This is a genomic window from Agromyces indicus (genome assembly GCF_031432295.1).
Classification (GTDB): Bacteria; Actinomycetota; Actinomycetes; order Actinomycetales; family Microbacteriaceae; genus Agromyces; species Agromyces indicus.
In genome coordinates this window covers 356176-371810 of the sequence record NZ_JAVKGS010000002.1, presented here as the reverse complement: position 1 = coordinate 371810, position 15635 = coordinate 356176, and the positions used below count along the sequence as shown (strand labels likewise).

The 15635-nt window shown below is 73.2% G+C and carries 13 protein-coding genes; 2 read left to right on the top strand and 11 right to left on the bottom strand.

The window, feature by feature from the left end:
• Positions 1 to 46: 46 nt before the first annotated feature.
• Both RH861_RS08005 and ftsY read right to left on the bottom strand, forming a co-directional pair.
• Positions 47 to 529, bottom strand: coding sequence for a hypothetical protein (locus tag RH861_RS08005; RefSeq protein WP_310520569.1), 483 nt, complete (start codon positions 527 to 529; stop codon positions 47 to 49).
• A gap of 13 nt (positions 530 to 542) precedes the next feature.
• A complete protein-coding gene (gene ftsY, locus RH861_RS08000; RefSeq protein WP_067950551.1) occupies positions 543 to 1418 on the bottom strand; it encodes a signal recognition particle-docking protein FtsY in 876 nt (291 codons plus the stop codon).
• Positions 1419 to 1584: 166 nt separating this feature from the next.
• Here ftsY and RH861_RS07995 point away from each other — a divergent pair, with 166 nt between their 5' ends.
• Entirely contained in the window at positions 1585 to 2571 is a 987-nt protein-coding gene (locus tag RH861_RS07995) for a TIGR03885 family FMN-dependent LLM class oxidoreductase (RefSeq protein WP_310520568.1), read from the top strand.
• 2 nt (positions 2572 to 2573) lie between these two features.
• Entirely contained in the window at positions 2574 to 4238 is a 1665-nt protein-coding gene (locus tag RH861_RS07990; protein WP_310520567.1) for an alpha-amylase family protein, read from the top strand.
• Positions 4239 to 4259: 21 nt separating this feature from the next.
• Here the strand turns inward: RH861_RS07990 and smc are convergent, their stop codons facing one another.
• From smc to coaD, 9 genes are all read right to left on the bottom strand, one after another.
• The gene (gene smc, locus RH861_RS07985) at positions 4260 to 7781 is read right to left on the bottom strand and encodes a chromosome segregation protein SMC (RefSeq protein ID WP_310520566.1); all 3522 of its coding nucleotides are present in this window, start codon (positions 7779 to 7781) and stop codon (positions 4260 to 4262) included.
• 92 nt (positions 7782 to 7873) lie between these two features.
• Positions 7874 to 8815 (bottom strand): bifunctional DNA-formamidopyrimidine glycosylase/DNA-(apurinic or apyrimidinic site) lyase, encoded by a 942-nt coding sequence (gene mutM, locus RH861_RS07980; protein ID WP_310520565.1) that lies wholly within the window; start codon positions 8813 to 8815, stop codon positions 7874 to 7876.
• A gap of 1 nt (position 8816) precedes the next feature.
• Positions 8817 to 9470, bottom strand: coding sequence for a ribonuclease III (gene rnc, locus RH861_RS07975; RefSeq protein ID WP_067950590.1), 654 nt, complete (start codon positions 9468 to 9470; stop codon positions 8817 to 8819).
• Positions 9471 to 9555: 85 nt separating this feature from the next.
• Positions 9556 to 9759, bottom strand: coding sequence for a 50S ribosomal protein L32 (gene rpmF / locus RH861_RS07970; RefSeq protein ID WP_067950558.1), 204 nt, complete (start codon positions 9757 to 9759; stop codon positions 9556 to 9558).
• 9 nt (positions 9760 to 9768) lie between these two features.
• Positions 9769 to 10335: a YceD family protein gene (locus tag RH861_RS07965; protein WP_310520564.1), complete on the bottom strand. Its 567-nt coding sequence runs from the start codon at positions 10333 to 10335 to the stop codon at positions 9769 to 9771.
• 11 nt (positions 10336 to 10346) lie between these two features.
• Entirely contained in the window at positions 10347 to 12701 is a 2355-nt protein-coding gene (locus RH861_RS07960) for a transglutaminase TgpA family protein (protein ID WP_310520563.1), read from the bottom strand.
• A gap of 4 nt (positions 12702 to 12705) precedes the next feature.
• Positions 12706 to 14022, bottom strand: coding sequence for a DUF58 domain-containing protein (locus RH861_RS07955; RefSeq protein ID WP_310520562.1), 1317 nt, complete (start codon positions 14020 to 14022; stop codon positions 12706 to 12708).
• Between the two features lie 61 nt (positions 14023 to 14083).
• Positions 14084 to 15106, bottom strand: a complete 1023-nt coding sequence (locus RH861_RS07950; RefSeq protein WP_374760963.1) for an AAA family ATPase — start codon at positions 15104 to 15106, stop codon at positions 14084 to 14086.
• Positions 15103 to 15594, bottom strand: coding sequence for a pantetheine-phosphate adenylyltransferase (gene coaD / locus RH861_RS07945; protein ID WP_067949356.1), 492 nt, complete (start codon positions 15592 to 15594; stop codon positions 15103 to 15105). The genes RH861_RS07950 and coaD overlap by 4 nt, the downstream gene beginning before the upstream one ends.
• Positions 15595 to 15635 lie beyond the last annotated feature (41 nt).

Here is a 15635-nt window from a genome sequence, read left to right as displayed (position 1 = left end):
AGTCTAGATGGGCGCCGCTGGGTCCCGGCTCACCGGCCGCCCGGGCTCACCCCTCGAATCGGACGTCGACGATCTCGCGATCGATGTCGATGGACGCCACGAGGCGGGCGTCGGTGTCCTCCGGCGCCAGGCCGTACTCGAACTCGGCGAACGTGTCGCCGGGCTCGTCGGCGTCGGGTCGCAGGTCGACGCGGCTCAGCGACATGGAGCGGAGCGCGTCGATCTGGCGGTCGCCGGAGTCGCGGCCGATCGCGGCCTCGACCTCGTCGGCCTGCTCGAGCTCGGGGTCGAGCATGACGGCGAGGAACCGCACGACCGGCGACGCCGACGAGTCGAGCTGGGAGACGAAGGCGCCGCGGAGTTCGTCGTCGACGAGCTCGAGCTCGCCGACGAGGGTCGCCGCGGCATCCAGCGCCGCGTTCGAGACGGAGTCGGCGTCGGCGTCGAGCACGACCTCGACGCGCTGGTCGCCGTACTCGACGTCCTCCGACCAGTAGTCCCCGATCAGTCCGAAGTAGTCGTGCTCCATCGAGATCCCTTCCTCAGCCGACCAGCTGCTGCGCGAACACGTGCGGAGTGAAGCCCGTGAGGTCGCCGATGCCCTCGCCCTGGCCGATGAGCTTGATCGGCAGGCCCGTCTTCTCCTGCACGGCGATGACGAATCCGCCCTTGGCGGAGCCGTCGAGCTTGGTGAGCACGAGCCCGGTCACGCCGCCGTGGCGGATGAACGCCTCGGCCTGCGCGAGCCCGTTCTGCCCGGTGGTCGCGTCGAGCACGAGCAGCACCTCGCTGATGGGCGCCTGCTTCTCGACGACGCGCTTGATCTTGCCGAGCTCGTCCATGAGCCCGCCCTTGGTGTGCAACCGGCCGGCGGTGTCGATGATGACCATCTCGGTCCCGGTCCGCTTGGCGTACTCGACGGTCTGGAAGGCGACCGACGCGGGGTCCTGGCCCTCGCGCTCGGGGCGCACCACCTCGGCGCCGGCGCGCTCGGCCCACGTCGCGAGCTGGTCGACGGCGGCCGCGCGGAACGTGTCCGCGGCGCCGACGACGACGCTCCGGCCGTAGTTGCGGAGGAACTTCGCGAACTTGCCGATGGTGGTGGTCTTGCCGACGCCGTTCACGCCGACGACGAGCACGACGGCCGGTCGCTCGGTGAGCTTCAACGTCGGGTCGTACTTCGACAGCCGCTCCTCGACGAGCTCGCGCAGCATCCGCTGCACGTCCCTCGGGTCGGTGGTGCGGTACCGCTCGACCTGCGCCTTGATGCGGTCGACGATCTCCTCGGTCACGGCCGGTCCGAAGTCGGCGCGGATGAGCGCCGATTCGAGGTCGTCCCACGTGTCCTCGTCGATCGTCTTCGCGCCGAACACGTTGCGGAGGGCCGCCCCGAGCGACCACGATGCGCGTTCTGCCATGACCACCAGCCTAGGGGCGAGCGGATGCCGCGGCTCGCGTCGCGGCATCCGCCGGCCGTGCGCGCATCGGCGCGTGCCCGCCATATCGGCGAGCCGACGGCCCTGCAAGGCCTTGTCGGCTCGGCCCGGGTGCGGAAGCATCGGACCCACGCGGAAGGAGACCCCCATGCCCCTCGTCGGATTCCACGCCTCCCACGAACAGCTCCCGCCGAGTGCCCTGCTCGATGCGGTCGTCCACGCCGAACGGGCGGGATTCGACGCCGCCATGTGCAGCGACCACCTCGCCCCGTGGAGCCTGCGGCAGGGCCATTCGGGCTACGCCTGGTCGTGGCTCGGCGCCGCACTGCAGGCGACCTCGTTCTCGCTCGGCGTCGTCACCGCACCGGGGCAGCGCTACCACCCCGTGATCGCCGCGCAGAAGATCGCGACGCTCGGCGAGATGTTCCCGGGCCGCTTCTGGGCCGCCATCGGCAGCGGCGAGCGCATGAACGAGCACGTCACGGGCGAGGGATGGCCCGACAAGGAGGTCCGCGACGCGAAGCTGGCCGAGACCATCGACGTGATGCAGCGCCTCCTCGCGGGCGAGGAGGTGGACCACGACGGGTTGATCCGGGTGCACCGGGCCAGGCTCTGGAGCCTGCCCGAGACGAGGCCCGCACTGCTCGCTGCCGCGGTCAGCACCGAGACCGCCGAGGAGACCGCGGCGTGGGCCGACGGGGTCATCACCGTCGACCAGGACGCGGACGCGCTGCGCGACTTCATGCAGGCCTACCGCGGTGCCGGCGGGACGGGCCCGGTGTGCGTGCAGGTGCACCTGAGCTGGGCGCCCACCGACGACGAGGCGCGCGCGATCGCGTACGCCCAATGGCGGCAGTCGCTCGTGCCCGCCCACCTCGCGTGGGAGCTCGAGCAGCCCGAGGACTTCGACGAGCGCACCGCCGATGCGACCGTGGACGACGTCGCGAAGACCCTCCTCGCCTCGTCCGACACGTCGCGGCACCTCGACGCGCTCCTCGAACTGGCGGAGCTCGGCGTCGACCGCATCTACCTGCACCACGTCGGCCAGGAGCAGCGCGGGTTCATCGACGCGTTCGGCGAGCACGTGCTGCCGGAGCTGTCGAAGGCCGGCGTCGGCGCGGGCGCGGTGGGCTGATCGTGCGCGCCACCGATCGCGGGGACCTCTGGTGGAAGACCGCCGTCGTCTACTGCCTCGACATCGAGACCTTCATGGACTGGAACGACGACGGCTGCGGCGACTTCGACGGGCTCGCGCAACGGCTCGACCACCTCGCCGAGCTCGGTGTCACGTGCATCTGGCTCATGCCGTTCCAGCCGTCGCCCGACCTCGACGACGGCTACGACATCGCCGACTTCTACAACGTCGACCCCCGGTTCGGGTCCCTCGGCGACGTGGTCGCGGTGATCCGCGCCGCACGGGACCGCGGCATCCGAGTCATCATGGACCTCGTCATGAACCACACCTCGGAGCGGCACCCGTGGTTCATGTCGGCCAAGCGCAGCCGGAACTCGCCGTACCGGGACTACTACGTGTGGCGCGACGAGGTGCCGCCGAATCCGCCGGCAAGCGTCTTCCCCGGCGAGGAGGACGGCGTGTGGGAGTGGCACGAGCCGACGGGCCAGTACTACCTGCACTCGTTCTACCGGCATCAGCCCGACCTGAACATCGCCAACCCCGTCGTGCGCGACGAGATCGCGAAGACCGTCGGGTTCTGGCTGCAGCTCGGCATCTCCGGGTTCCGTGTCGACGCCGTGCCCTTCCTGATCGAGCCGCCCGACGGCGAGGAGATCGGCGATCCGCACGAGCTCATGCGCGACCTGCGGCGCTACCTGCAGCGGCGTGCGAGCGAGGCGATCCTGCTCGGCGAGGTGAATCTCCCCTATGAGGAGCAGCTCGACTACTTCGGCCGCGACGGCGACCCCGAGGAACTGACGCTGCAGTTCGACTTCGAGGCCATGCAGCGGCTCTACCTCGCGCTCGCCCGGCACGACGCGACGCCGCTCGTCGAGACGCTCGCCCGCAGGCCGCAGCTCGCCCCCGAGAAGCAGTGGGCGAACTTCGTCCGCAACCATGACGAACTCACGCTCGACAAGCTCAGCGATCCGGAGCGCGAGGAGGTGTTCGAGGCCTTCGCCCCGGAGGAGTGGATGCGCGTGTACGGCAGGGGCATCGTGCGGCGGCTGCCTCCGATGCTCGAGGGGGACCCGCGCCGCATCCGCATGGTCTACAGCCTCATGTTCTCGCTGCCGGGCACGCCCGTGCTGTTCTACGGCGAGGAGATCGGCATGGGCGAGAACGGCGAGCAGGAGAAGCGCCAGGCGGTCCGCACGCCCATGCAGTGGTCGGCGGGCGACAACGGCGGATTCTCGCGCGCCGCGCCGCGGAGCCTCGTCGCGACGCCCCCGTCCGACGGGTATGCGCCCGAGCACGTCAACGTCGAGGCGCAGATGCACGACCCCGACTCGCTGCTGTCGACCATCAGGGGGTTCGTCGCGCGGTACCGCAGCTCGCCCGAGATCGGGTGGGGGCGCTTCGAACTGCTCGACGCGGGCGAGCCGGCGGTCATCGCGCATCGCATCACCGCCGATCACCTGCGCTTCGCCGCAGTGCACAACTTCGCGCCGCGACCGGTGACGGTCACGCTCGAGCTCGGGGACCTGCCGGAGGGCGCCATCCTGTCCGACCTGTTCGAGACGGGCGTGACGGAGATCGACGACCGCGGCCGGGTCGAGGTGCAACTCGACGCGTACGGCTACCGCTGGTTCCGGATCCTCGCGCCGGGCGACCGACGAGTCACCTGAGGACGACGGGCGGAGGCGGGCTCAGCTCGCCTTCGCCTCGACGTCGTCGCGCACGCGCTGGCCGACGACGGCCGAGACGCCGTCCTGGCGCATCGAGACGCCGTACAGGGCGTCGGCGATCTCCATCGTGCGCTTCTGGTGGGTGATCACGATGAGCTGGCTGGACTCGCGGAGGTCCTCGAATGTGGTGAGGAGGCGGCCGAGGTTGGCGTCGTCGAGCGCCGCCTCGACCTCGTCCATGATGTAGAACGGGCTCGGCCGGGCCTTGAAGATCGCGAGCAGCAGCGCGACCGCCGCGAGCGAGCGCTCACCGCCCGAGAGCAGCGAGAGGCGCTCGATCTTCTTGCCGGCCGGCTTCACGCTCACCTCGATGCCGGTCGTGAGCAGGTCGTCGGGGTTCGTCAGCGCGATGCGCCCCTCCCCGCCGGGGAACAGGATCGGGAACACCTCGGCGAACGCCTCGCGCGTGTCGTCGAACGCCGACCGGAAGATCGACTCCATGCGGCCGTCGATCTCCTCGATGATCGTGAGGAGGTCCTTGCGCGTGTTCGCCAGGTCGGTGAGCTGCTCGGTGAGGAACTGGTGCCGCTGCTCGAGCGCCGCGAACTCCTCGAGCGCGAGCGGGTTGACGCGGCCGAGCTGGGCGAGCTTGCGCTCGGCGGCCTGCAGCCGCTTCTGCTGCTCCGCGCGGTCGAATGGGCGCGGCTCGGCGTCCGGGTCGCCGTCGACGGGGATGGGCTGCTCGGGCCCGTACTCGGCGACGAGGACGGCCTCGCCGAGGCCGAGCTCGCTCTCGGCCCGCTCGACGAGCGAGGCGACGTGCAGCTTCTTCTCGTAGATGCGCAGTTCGAGCCCGTGCACGTCCTCGGTGACCGCGTGCAGGCGCTCGCGAACGGATGCCTCGGCCCGACGGGCCGCGTGCACCTCCTCGTTCCGGCTGGCCCGCTCGGCTTCCGCGGCGGCGAGCGCGACCCGCGCCTCGGCCACGGACGCGCCGACGGATGCGAGCACGGGCGGCAGCACATCGGCGACGCGGCTCGCGGCCTCGAGCTGGGCCCGGCGGACCACCGCGCGGCGGGCCGCCTCGTCCGCGGCGCGCCGCTCGGCCTCGTGCTGGCGCTCCATCGCGGCGATCCGGGCTTCCTCGGCCCGCACGCGCTCGCGCGCCGTCTCCAGGCGCAGGCGCGCCTCGACCTCGCCCTCGCGAGCGCGTTCGAGCGCCACGAGGGCGCCGTCGCGTCGGTCGGCCTCGAGGACAGGGCGCGGCTCGGCGCGTGCGGCCTCCAGCTCCGACTTCGCGTCGGCGGCGGCCTGCTCGGCCTCGGCGATGCGCTCCTCCGCCGTGCGGAGGGCCTCCGCGAGTCGCTCGGTCTCCCCCGCCGCGGCCTCGGCCTGCACGCGAGCGCGGTTCAGCGCCTCGGTGCGCTGGGCGAGCTTCGCGTCGAACTCGCGGAGGGCGGCGAGCGCCAGCTTGGACTGCGACTTCGCGTGCTCGGCGATGCCGCGCTGCTCGTCGAGGTCGAAGCGGGCGCGCTCGATGTCGGCGCGCACCTCCTCGAGCCGGGCCTCGGCCCGATCGCGCTCGGCGAGCAGCTCGATGCGGCTCTGCGTGCGACCGGATCCGCCGCGGACGACGTAGCGACCGACCACGGTCCCGTCGCGGGTGATCACCGTCGCCGGCCGTTCGAGCGCGGCGAGCGCCGCCTCGACGGCGCGCACGGCGTCGAGGTCGTCGGCGATGAGCACCTCGCCGAGCAGGCCGAGCACGCCCGGCGGGGCGGTCACGACGTCGGCGGCGGCCACCAGGCCGGCCACGGCGTGCGCGGTCGCGGGCACGGCGCCCGGTTCGGCGATCGTGAGGGCGACGCGGCCGAGGTCGTCGTCGGCGGCGACCGCCACGGCCCGAAGCGCGGCTGCGCGGTCATCGACGAGGACCGACTCGGCGAGCGACCCGAGCGCCGCGGCGACCGCCGCCTCGTAGCCGGGCTCGACGCGGAGGTGCTCCGCGAGCAGGCCGCGGACTCCGGCGGTGCTCGATCGGGCGAGGGCGGCCGAGCCGTCCTTCTGGTCGAGGGCGAGCGACAGCGCGCTCACTCGGGCGCCGAGGGCGTCGCGTTCGCGCTCCCGGTCGTGCAGGGCCTCGCGGAGCCGCTCGATCTCGCCCTCGGCCTCGAACACCGCCGCCTGGGCGAGCTCGTACGCCTCGTCGAGGTCGGTCTCCGCGGTCGGGTCGGCGTCGGACTCGGCCTCGACGCGCGCGAGCTCGGCTGCGGCCGTCTCGCGGCGTGCCTGTGCGGCGTCGAGGGCGTTGCGATGGCGGAGCACCTCGCCGCGCACGGCGGCGAGCTTCGACGCCGCCGCATCGGCGCGGCCGGCCAGCTGCGACGCCCGCAGGTCGTACTCGCTCACGCGCGCCGCCTGCGCGGCGATCTCCTCGTCGACGGCGTCGAGCGCCGCACGCGCGTCGCGCATCGCCGACGTGGCCTGCTCGAGAGCGGATGCCGCGTCGCCGACGCCGCCGCGGATGCCGTCGAGCTCGGCGCGGGCGGCATCGATGTCCGCGCGGGTGAGCGTGGGTGCGGCATCCGTGCCCTCGTCGGCCGCCGACAGCAGCGCGATGCGCTGCCGCGCGAGCGAGTCGAGGGAGCGCAGGCGCGCCTCGGACTGCTCGAGGGCGAAGCTCACCGCCCGCGCCCGGTCGACCTCGTCGCCGCCCGACGCCTGCTCGAGCCGCTCGATGTGGGCCTGGTGGCGCTCGAGCTCCTGCTGGAGCACCAGGCGCTCGGCGTGCCGCTCGTGCTCGGTCCGGCCGGCGGACTCGAGCGCCCGACGCAACTCGACCACCTCGTCGGCCACGAGCCGCGCCTTCGCGTCGCGCACCACCGCGGCGATCCCCGCCGCCTCGCGCGCGACCTCGGCCTGGCGGCCGAGCGGCTTCAGCTGACGGCGCAGTTCCGCGGCGAGGTCGGTGAGACGCGTGAGGTTCGCCTGCATGGCGTCGAGCTTGCGGAGGGTCTTCTCCTTGCGGCGCCGGTGCTTCAGGATGCCGGCGGCCTCCTCGATGAACCCGCGGCGGTCCTCGGGACTCGCGTGCAGCACCTGGTCGAGCTGGCCCTGCCCGACGATGACGTGCATCTCGCGGCCGAGGCCGGAGTCGCTGAGCAGCTCCTGCACGTCGAGCAGGCGGCACTGCTCGCCGTTGATGGCGTACTCGCTGCCGCCGTTGCGGAACAGCGTGCGCGAGATCGTGACCTCGCTGTACTCGATGGGCAGTGCGCCATCGGAGTTGTCGATCGTGAGGCTCACCTCGGCGCGGCCGAGCGGGCCGCGCGTCGAGGTGCCGGCGAAGATGACGTCCTCCATCTTGCCGCCGCGGAGGGTCTTCGCCCCCTGCTCGCCCATCACCCAGGCGAGCGCGTCGACGACGTTGGACTTGCCCGAGCCGTTCGGGCCGACAATGCACGTGACGCCGGGCTCGAACGCGAAGGTGGTCGGCTGCGCGAAGGACTTGAAGCCCTTGAGGGTGAGGCTCTTGAGGTACACGACCACCCTTCCGACTGCCGAGCGCTGCGGACTACGGTAACCGACGATCGGCGCCGCCCCCGTCGCGCTCGCCGTGCGCGGGCCGTTCGGTCTCAGGCGGATGCCGCCGGCGGGGCGGTCCGCGGCATCCGGAGGCGCTGGCACCGCGGGCAGCGGTGCGACGACCGGTTCATGAACGCCTCGCGCACGATCGGAGTGCCGCACCGCGGGCAGGGCCGACCGGTCCGCCCGTACGCGTTCAGGGAGTGCGCGAAGTACCCGGACGCCCCGTTGACGTTGACGTACTGCGAATCGAAGCTCGTTCCACCCTCGGCGAGCGCCTTCTGCAGCACCTCGCGCACCGCCTGCAGCAGCTCGCGGACGCGGCGCCGGCTGAGACTCGAGGCGGGCTGCTCGCCGTGCATCCGGACGGCCCAGAGCGCCTCGTCGGCGTAGATGTTCCCGATGCCCGACACCAGCCCCTGGTCGAGGAGCACGCGCTTCACGCCCGAACCGCGACGGGCGAGCGCGGCGGCGAACGCGCCGTCGTCGAACGCGGGATCGAGCGGGTCGCGCGCGATGTGCGCCACCTGGGTGGGGATCGAGCGCGCCCACGGGCCGGTCACGTCGGCGGAGTGGCCGGCGACCTCGCCGTCATCGGTCGGCACCATCCGATCGACCGCCATGGAGCCGAAGATGCGCTGGTCGACGAAGTCGACGCGCAGTTCGCCGTGGTCGGGATGCTCGAGGTGCAGGCGGATGCGGGCGTGCCGGTCGTCGCCGGGGTGGTCGGGCGTGCGCAGCAGGAGCTGGCCGCTCATGCCGAGATGGCCGACGAGCGCCGCCCCGGAGGCGAGCGGCATCCACAGGAACTTGCCTCGGCGCACGGCCGCCTCGATCCGATCGCCCGTCAGCAGCGCTTCGAAGTCGCCGGATGCCGCCTCGTGGCGCTTCAGGGAACGGGCGTCGAGCACCTCCACGCCGGCGATGCGCGCTCCGGTGACCGCGGGCGCGAGCCCGGCCCGGACGACCTCGACCTCGGGCAGCTCGGGCACGTCAGCGGTCGTTCAGGGCGGTCCACGCCTCGAGGGCGGCCGCCATCTCGGCCTGCTTCTTGCTGGACCCCTCGCCCGACGCGCTCACCAGGTCGCCCACCGTGACCGTGGCGACGAAGTGCTTGCTGTGGTCGGGGCCGCTCTCGGCGACCGCGTAGACGGGCGCCGTCGCACCGCGACGGGCCGCGATCTCCTGCAGGCTCGTCTTCGGGTCCATGGCCGCGCCGAACCGCTCGGTGTCGGCCATGAGGGGGCCGATGAGCCGCAGGACGAACTCGGTGGCGACGTCACCGCCGCGGTCGAGGTAGACCGCGCCGATGATCGCCTCGACGGTGTCGGCGAGGATCGACGGCTTGTCGGCACCGCCCGTCATCGTCTCGCCGCGACCGAGGCGGATGAACCGCCCGAGGCCGATCGTGCGCGCGACCTCGGCCAGCGCCGCACTCGAGACGAGGCTCGCCCGGCGCTTGGCCAGCTCGCCCTCGTCGAGCTCGGGGTGGTCGGTGAAGAGCCGGACCGTGACGGCCTGCCCGAGGATCGAGTCGCCGAGGAACTCGAGGCGCTCGTTGGTCGGGATACCGCCGTTCTCGTACGCGAACGACCGGTGCGTGAGGGCGAGGAGCAGGAGCTCGGGATCGAGCTCGACCTGCAGCATCCGCTGCAACTCGGCCAGCTCGGGGGCCCCGGTGTCCGTCTGCTCGACGCGCCTCACGACCGGTCGTTCAGGAGTCTCGTGCCGACTAGACGTCGGCGACCTTGCGGCCCTTGTACTCGAGGAACAGCGGGGTGCCCGCCGAGTCCTCGACCACGCGAGCGCGGTGCGGGAGGCTGTAGGTGACCTTGCCGTTCTCGACCGTCTTGACGAGCGTGGGCACCTCGGCCTTCCACTGCGAACGGCGCGCGTGGGTGTTGGCGCGTGACTTCTTCCGCTTGGGAACAGCCATGACTCTCTCTCAATCTCTCTTCTGGTCGGCATCGGATGCGGACGGCACCGTGCCCTCGTCTTCGGAAGCCGTGAACCCCGCGAGCGCAGCCCAACGCGGGTCGGTCTGCTCAGGGGTGACGAGTTCCGGATGATCAGCCAGGCGCAACCCGGTCACGGGGTCGAGACCCGGGCAGTCCGGCCGGCATACCGGCTGGAACGGCAGTGCCAGCACCACCGCATCTCGGATGAGCGATTCAAGATCCACGTGGTCGTCTTGAACCTCATACTCGAAAGCTTCTCCGGAATGATACGCGAAAAGCTCCTGGAACTCGACTTCGACCGGCAGCGCGATGTCGGTGAGGCACCGTCCGCACTCGCCCTCGGCCGTCGCATCGACCTCCGCCGAGGCCAGGATGCCCTCGTGCACGGACTCCAGGCGCACGTCGACCGCGACCTCGGAGCCCTGCCGGACGGCGACGAGCCCCTCGCCGTACTGCTCGGGCGCGGGGACGTCGAGGCGCTGCTCGCGCATCTCGCCGGGACGGTTGACGAGATCGCGCACGTTGACGCTGAAGGGTGAATGCTGGACGGCCACGATCGACGATTCTACGCGCCGCGCGGCACCGACCGCCCGACGAGGGCACGTCCGGCGGCGCGCAGCGACCGCGGCAGCAGGATCGCCTCGACCCGGCGCGCGGCCGGCGCGTCCGCTGCGAGCGCGCGCGACGCGGTCGCGAGGTCCGCGGCGAGCGCGTCCCGGCGCGGTCCGGCGCGGTCGCCGCCCGGTGCGTCCGCCGACGCGGTCGAGTGCCGCACGCGGCCGTAGCGCTCGCGTTCCACCGCGTCCCGGAGCCGGAGCAGGGCTCCGGCGCCGTCGCCGTCCTCGGCGAAGGCCGGCCGAGCGCCGAGCTCCGCCGCGAGGGCGCGCGCCGTGCGGCGCTCGTCCACGTCCACACCGAGGTCGACCGCGGTCGCCGTGAGCTCGCGCCACGCGGCATCCGCCGGCGACGGCCCCAAGCGGATGCCGCGGCGACGCGTCGCCCGCAGCCCGACCCGGATCGCCGCCGGGAGCAGGACCACGAGGAGGGCCAGCACGACGAGCCCGGCGCCGCCGAGCCATCCCGGCCCGAGCGCCCCGGCGCCCCCGGTCGGCCCCGCGAGCGAGCGGTCCGGGTCGCCGTCGGGCCGCCCGGTCGCCTCGGGCGTCGCCACGGGCGCGGTGGGCACGACGCCGGGCGCCTGCTCCCCCGCGTTCGGACGCGAGTAGGCGGGCACGGTGCCGCGTCCCGGCGTGGGCTCGAACGGGACCCAGCCGACGCCTTCGAAGTACAGCTCGGGCCAGGCGTGCAGGTCGTGCGAGTCGACGTCGACGCGCACCATTCCGTCGACGCGCTGGTTGCTCGGCGTGCCGGCCGTGTAGCCCACCGCGATGCGCGACGGGATGCCGACCTCACGGGCCATGACCGCCATGGTCGAGGAGAAGTGCACGCAGTATCCCGCCCGTTGCTCGAGGAACTCGGCGATCACGTCGAATCCGCCGCCGTCGTAGCCGTCGTCGACGGGCGCCTCCTCCGAGTACTCGAACTCGGAGCTTCGCAGGTAGGCCTGGATGGCGACGGCCGCGTCGTACCGGGTGCGCGCCCCCTGGGTGACCGTCGCGGCGGTCTCGCCGATGATCGCGGGCAGCTCCTCGGGCAGCTCGCGGGTGGCCGGGGCCACGGAACCGGCGGGCGGCTCGACCGCGGCACGGAGCTGGTCGACCGTGGGCTGCACCGCGAGTCGCGTCACGTCGTAGCGCTGCCCGAGGGTCGTGGCGTCGACGCTGCGGACCGTCAGCGAGCCGTCGTCCCAGAACCACGAGCCGCGAAGCCCGCGGACCTCGGCCGTCGGGTACGGCAGCGGCAGCCAGGCGGTCCGGACCTGGCCGATCTGCACCGTGAGCTCGCGCGGCTCGACGAGCACGTCTTCGGCGAGGCCGTCGGGGCGGGGCATGGTGTCGATGGTGTGGTCGCCGTCGACGGCGCGCTCCTCGGCAGTCCAAAGGTCGCCTTCGAGCCGCTCGACGTTGAGCAGCGTGAAGTACGGGCGGTCGGCGTCGGGCGAGACGTAGCTGAACGCCGGCACGGGGTCGGGCCGGCGGAGGTCGCGACCGAGCTCGACGTAGGGGCTGACGCCGCGGGCGAACATCGTGCCGGGCCCGCCGGCGCCGAGCAGGAAGCTGCTCGACACGCTCGGCGTGACGGCCGTGACGACGGATGCCGCGACGAGGCCGATCGCGGCCAGTCCCATCGACGCGCCCGCGGTCGACACGATCGGGCGTCGCCTCGGGGCGGTCACCAGCGCGGAGTCCGGCCGTTCGTCCTCCTGTGCGAGCTCCGCGCTGCGCCGCACCCGCACGTCGACGCGGAGCAGCAGGAGGTACGCGGCAGCCGTCAGGACGAGGGTGATCGCGTCGGCGCCGGATTCGACGAACAGGCCGGGGACGAGGACGGGAACGAGCACCGGGACCGCGGCGAGCGCGGGCAGTCGGACGGTCTGCACGACGAGGTCGAGGAGCACGGCGACGAGCCCGACGCCGACCGCGAGGGCGAACACGAGGGCCGGGACCGGGATCGCCGGCACGGACTGCTGCTCGATCGTGCGCACGGCGCCCTCGGCGAGCCCGAGGAACTCGTCGAACGTGTCCAGCGTGGGGATGATGAGGGCGAAGCTCGTCGCGCCACCGAACAGCAGTGTCAGGGCCAGGAGCAGCGCCACCACCTCGAGCGGCGGCACCAGCGACGGCGGCGTTCGCAGGGCGCGCAGGCCGGCGCCCGCCCCGAGCACGGTGACGGCCGTGAACGCCGTCGCCCACCACCACGCGGCGCCGGCGATGAGCGGCGCGAGCGCCGAGGTCGCGACGAGCAGGAGCAGCAGGGTCGCCCCGGACAGGGCGACGCTCTGGCGGGTCGTCAGCGGCATCCGCTCAGGTCGCATCGCGGCCCCCGCTCCGGACGGATTCGCGTGCCGACCGCCAGGCCTCGCCCCAGGCGGCGGGGAGGTCCGCCGCCCGGCGGACCGGCACCACGCGCCAGTCGGCGTGCTCCAGTCGCTCCACGGCGTCGGCGGCGATGCCGTCGGCGGCGAAGGCGATCGCCGGTTCGAGCACGGGGCGCAGCGCCACGAGGGCGTCGACCGCGGCGTGCGAGGGCGCGACGAGCACGGCGATGCCGGGCATGCGCCTGTCGCGGCGCGCCGTCGAGGGCGACGCGACCCGCGATGCGTCGCGGGGACGGTCGCGCGTCGGCGCGGCGGGTCCGTCCCGTCGCGGCGGCTCGAGGCGCGCGAGGTCCTCGAGGAGGACCAGGTCGCCGCCGGCCGCGCGGTAGCCGCCGGGGTCGGCGGAGATCGGCGCCGCCGGGTCGTCGGGGTCGTCGACCGGTTCGACCCGCACGCGGAACCCGTTCTCGAGGAGGTGCACGCCGATCGACGCGGCGAGCTCCACGCCGAGCTCGAAGGCCGGGTCGAGCGTGGATCCCGCGTCGCGCGCGGCCGACGACGGATGGTGCGCGCGGCCGCCGAGCGCCGTGTCGAGCAGGATGCGGACCTCCGGATCGCCGCGCTGCTCCTCTTCGCGGACCATGAGCTCGCCGCGCCGGGCCGTCGCGGCCCAGTGGACGCGACGCAGCGGGTCGCCGTACCGGTACTCGCGGGCGATGAGCTCGTCGCTGTTGGGGTGGGTTCGCCGCTGGAGGGCGTGGACGGCGCCGTCGACGCTCGCCACGACCCCCGCCGCGGGCTCCAGCGGGGTGACGCGCGGGGTCACGACGAGCTCGCGCGGCAGGCCCGCCGCCCGGTCGAGCCGCGCGAGGCCGAACGGGTCGGTCACCGCGATCCGGAGCGGTCCGACGTCGAACACGCCGCGCCGCGGCGTCCGGAGCCGGTACTCGAGGCGCACGGTGTCGTCGCCGGACGGCATGGCGGTCTCGTGCCGGCCGATCGCCGGGAGCACCGCCTCGCCGGGCGGGTGCAGCGCCGGGTGCGCGAGGTCGCGCCAGTGCGCGCCGTCGAAGGCGCGACGGTCGCGGTTCTGCACGCGCAGGCGCACGGCCGCCGACTCCCCCGCCCGCACCACGTGCGGTTCGAACGCGCGGGTCACCGCGAGCCGCGGCGCCCGAACGGCGAGGAACCCGAGGGATGCGACCGGCATCGCGAGCCCGACGGCCGCGAGCAGCATGATGTCGCGCAGGTCGAACCATGCTGCGACGAGGAACAACGCCGCGCCGGCGGCGACCAGCGCCATCCCCCGCCCCGTGAGGCGTGGACGCGCCGGAACGCGCGCGGCGCGGCTGCGCGGCATCCGCTCACTCCCTCCTGGCGCTGCCCACCGGCACCGGCGTGTCGGCGACGACGCGTCGCACGATGGCGTCGATGAGCGGGCCGCCGTCGCGGTCGTGCCCGCCGACCGCACGGCTCGTGGGGACCAGCCGGTGCGCGAGCACCGGCACCGCGAGCGCGTCGACATCGTCGGGCAGGACGAAGTCGCGCCCGTGCATCGCCGCGTGCGCCTTCGCCGCGCGGATGAGCTGCAGGGTCGCGCGCGGGCTCGCGCCGAGCCGAAGCTGGCGGTCGTCGCGCGTGGCCCGCGCCAGCTCGACGGCGTACTCCTTGACCGCCTGGGACGTGTACACGTGGTGGACGGCGGCGATCATCGCGCGCAGCTCGTCGATCGAGACGACCGGCTCCAGCGCGTCGAGCGGGCTCGCCGTCTCGCGCTGCGCGAGCATCGCGAGCTCGTCGCCCGGTGCCGGGTACCCCATCGAGATGCGCGCCATGAACCGGTCGCGCTGCGCCTCCGGGAGCGGGTAGGTGCCCTCCATCTCGACCGGGTTCTGGGTCGCCACGACCGTGAAGGGCTGCTCGAGCCGGTACGTCGTGCCGTCGGCGGTCACCTGCCGCTCCTCCATGCACTCGAGGAGGGCCGACTGGGTCTTGGGGCTGGCGCGGTTGATCTCGTCGCCGATCACGATGTTCGCGAACACCGGACCGTGCTTGAACTCGAACCGCCGCGACGACTGGTCGAACACCGAGACGCCCGTCACGTCGCTCGGCAGCAGGTCGGGCGTGAACTGGATGCGGCTGACCGTGCAGTCGACCGAGCGCGCGAGCGCCTTGGCCAGCATCGTCTTGCCGACTCCCGGCACGTCCTCGATGAGCAGGTGCCCCTCGGCGAGCAGCACGGTGAGGGCGGCGGTCACCGCATCGCGCTTGCCGGCGATCACCTCCTCGACGTTGCGGACGATGCGCGCCGCGCCGGCGCCGACCTCGTCGATGCCCATCGCGGGTGCGGCCGTCGCCCCGACCTGCGGCGCCGAGACCTCGCTCATGAGGTCATCGCCCCCTGCAGGTACTGCGCCACGGGCTCGGGCACGTACGGGCTCACGTCGCCGCCGAGCGCCGACACCTGGCGCACGAGCGAACTCGACACGTGGGCGTTCGCGGGGTCGGGCAGCAGGAACACCGTCTCGACCCCGGCGAGGTGCCGGTTCACGATGGCCATCGGCGTCTCGTAGGCCACGTCGACCTGCGAGCGGATGCCCTTGACGAGGACCGACGCGCCAACGTCGGTGCAGTAGTCGACGAGCAGGCCCATGCTCCAGGACGCGACGACGATGTCGCCGACGATGCCGGCCTCCTCGATCGACTGCTCGATGAGCGAGACCCGCTGCGCGATCGGCAGGAGCGCCGACTTGTCGGGGTTGTGCACCACGACGACGTGCAACTGGTCGTAGAGGCCAGCGGCACGGCCGATCACGTCGAGATGCCCCCGGGTGACGGGGTCGAACGATCCGGGAACGACGGCGATCCGCTGCATACGTGCCAGCGTAGTGCGGGATCCGGCGCCGTGGACCGCTG

Coding starts and splice junctions, on each gene's coding strand:
- RH861_RS08005 (WP_310520569.1), bottom strand. CDS start 529: ATGGAGCACGACTACTTCGGACTGATCGGGGACTACTGGTCGGAGGAC.
- ftsY (WP_067950551.1), bottom strand. CDS start 1,418: ATGGCAGAACGCGCATCGTGGTCGCTCGGGGCGGCCCTCCGCAACGTG.
- RH861_RS07995 (WP_310520568.1), top strand. CDS start 1,585: ATGCCCCTCGTCGGATTCCACGCCTCCCACGAACAGCTCCCGCCGAGT.
- rnc (WP_067950590.1), bottom strand. CDS start 9,470: ATGCTGCAGGTCGAGCTCGATCCCGAGCTCCTGCTCCTCGCCCTCACG.
- rpmF (WP_067950558.1), bottom strand. CDS start 9,759: ATGGCTGTTCCCAAGCGGAAGAAGTCACGCGCCAACACCCACGCGCGC.
- RH861_RS07960 (WP_310520563.1), bottom strand. CDS start 12,701: ATGCCGCTGACGACCCGCCAGAGCGTCGCCCTGTCCGGGGCGACCCTG.
- RH861_RS07955 (WP_310520562.1), bottom strand. CDS start 14,022: ATGGCGCTGGTCGCCGCCGGCGCGGCGTTGTTCCTCGTCGCAGCATGG.
- RH861_RS07950 (WP_374760963.1), bottom strand. CDS start 15,106: ATGAGCGAGGTCTCGGCGCCGCAGGTCGGGGCGACGGCCGCACCCGCG.
- coaD (WP_067949356.1), bottom strand. CDS start 15,594: ATGCAGCGGATCGCCGTCGTTCCCGGATCGTTCGACCCCGTCACCCGG.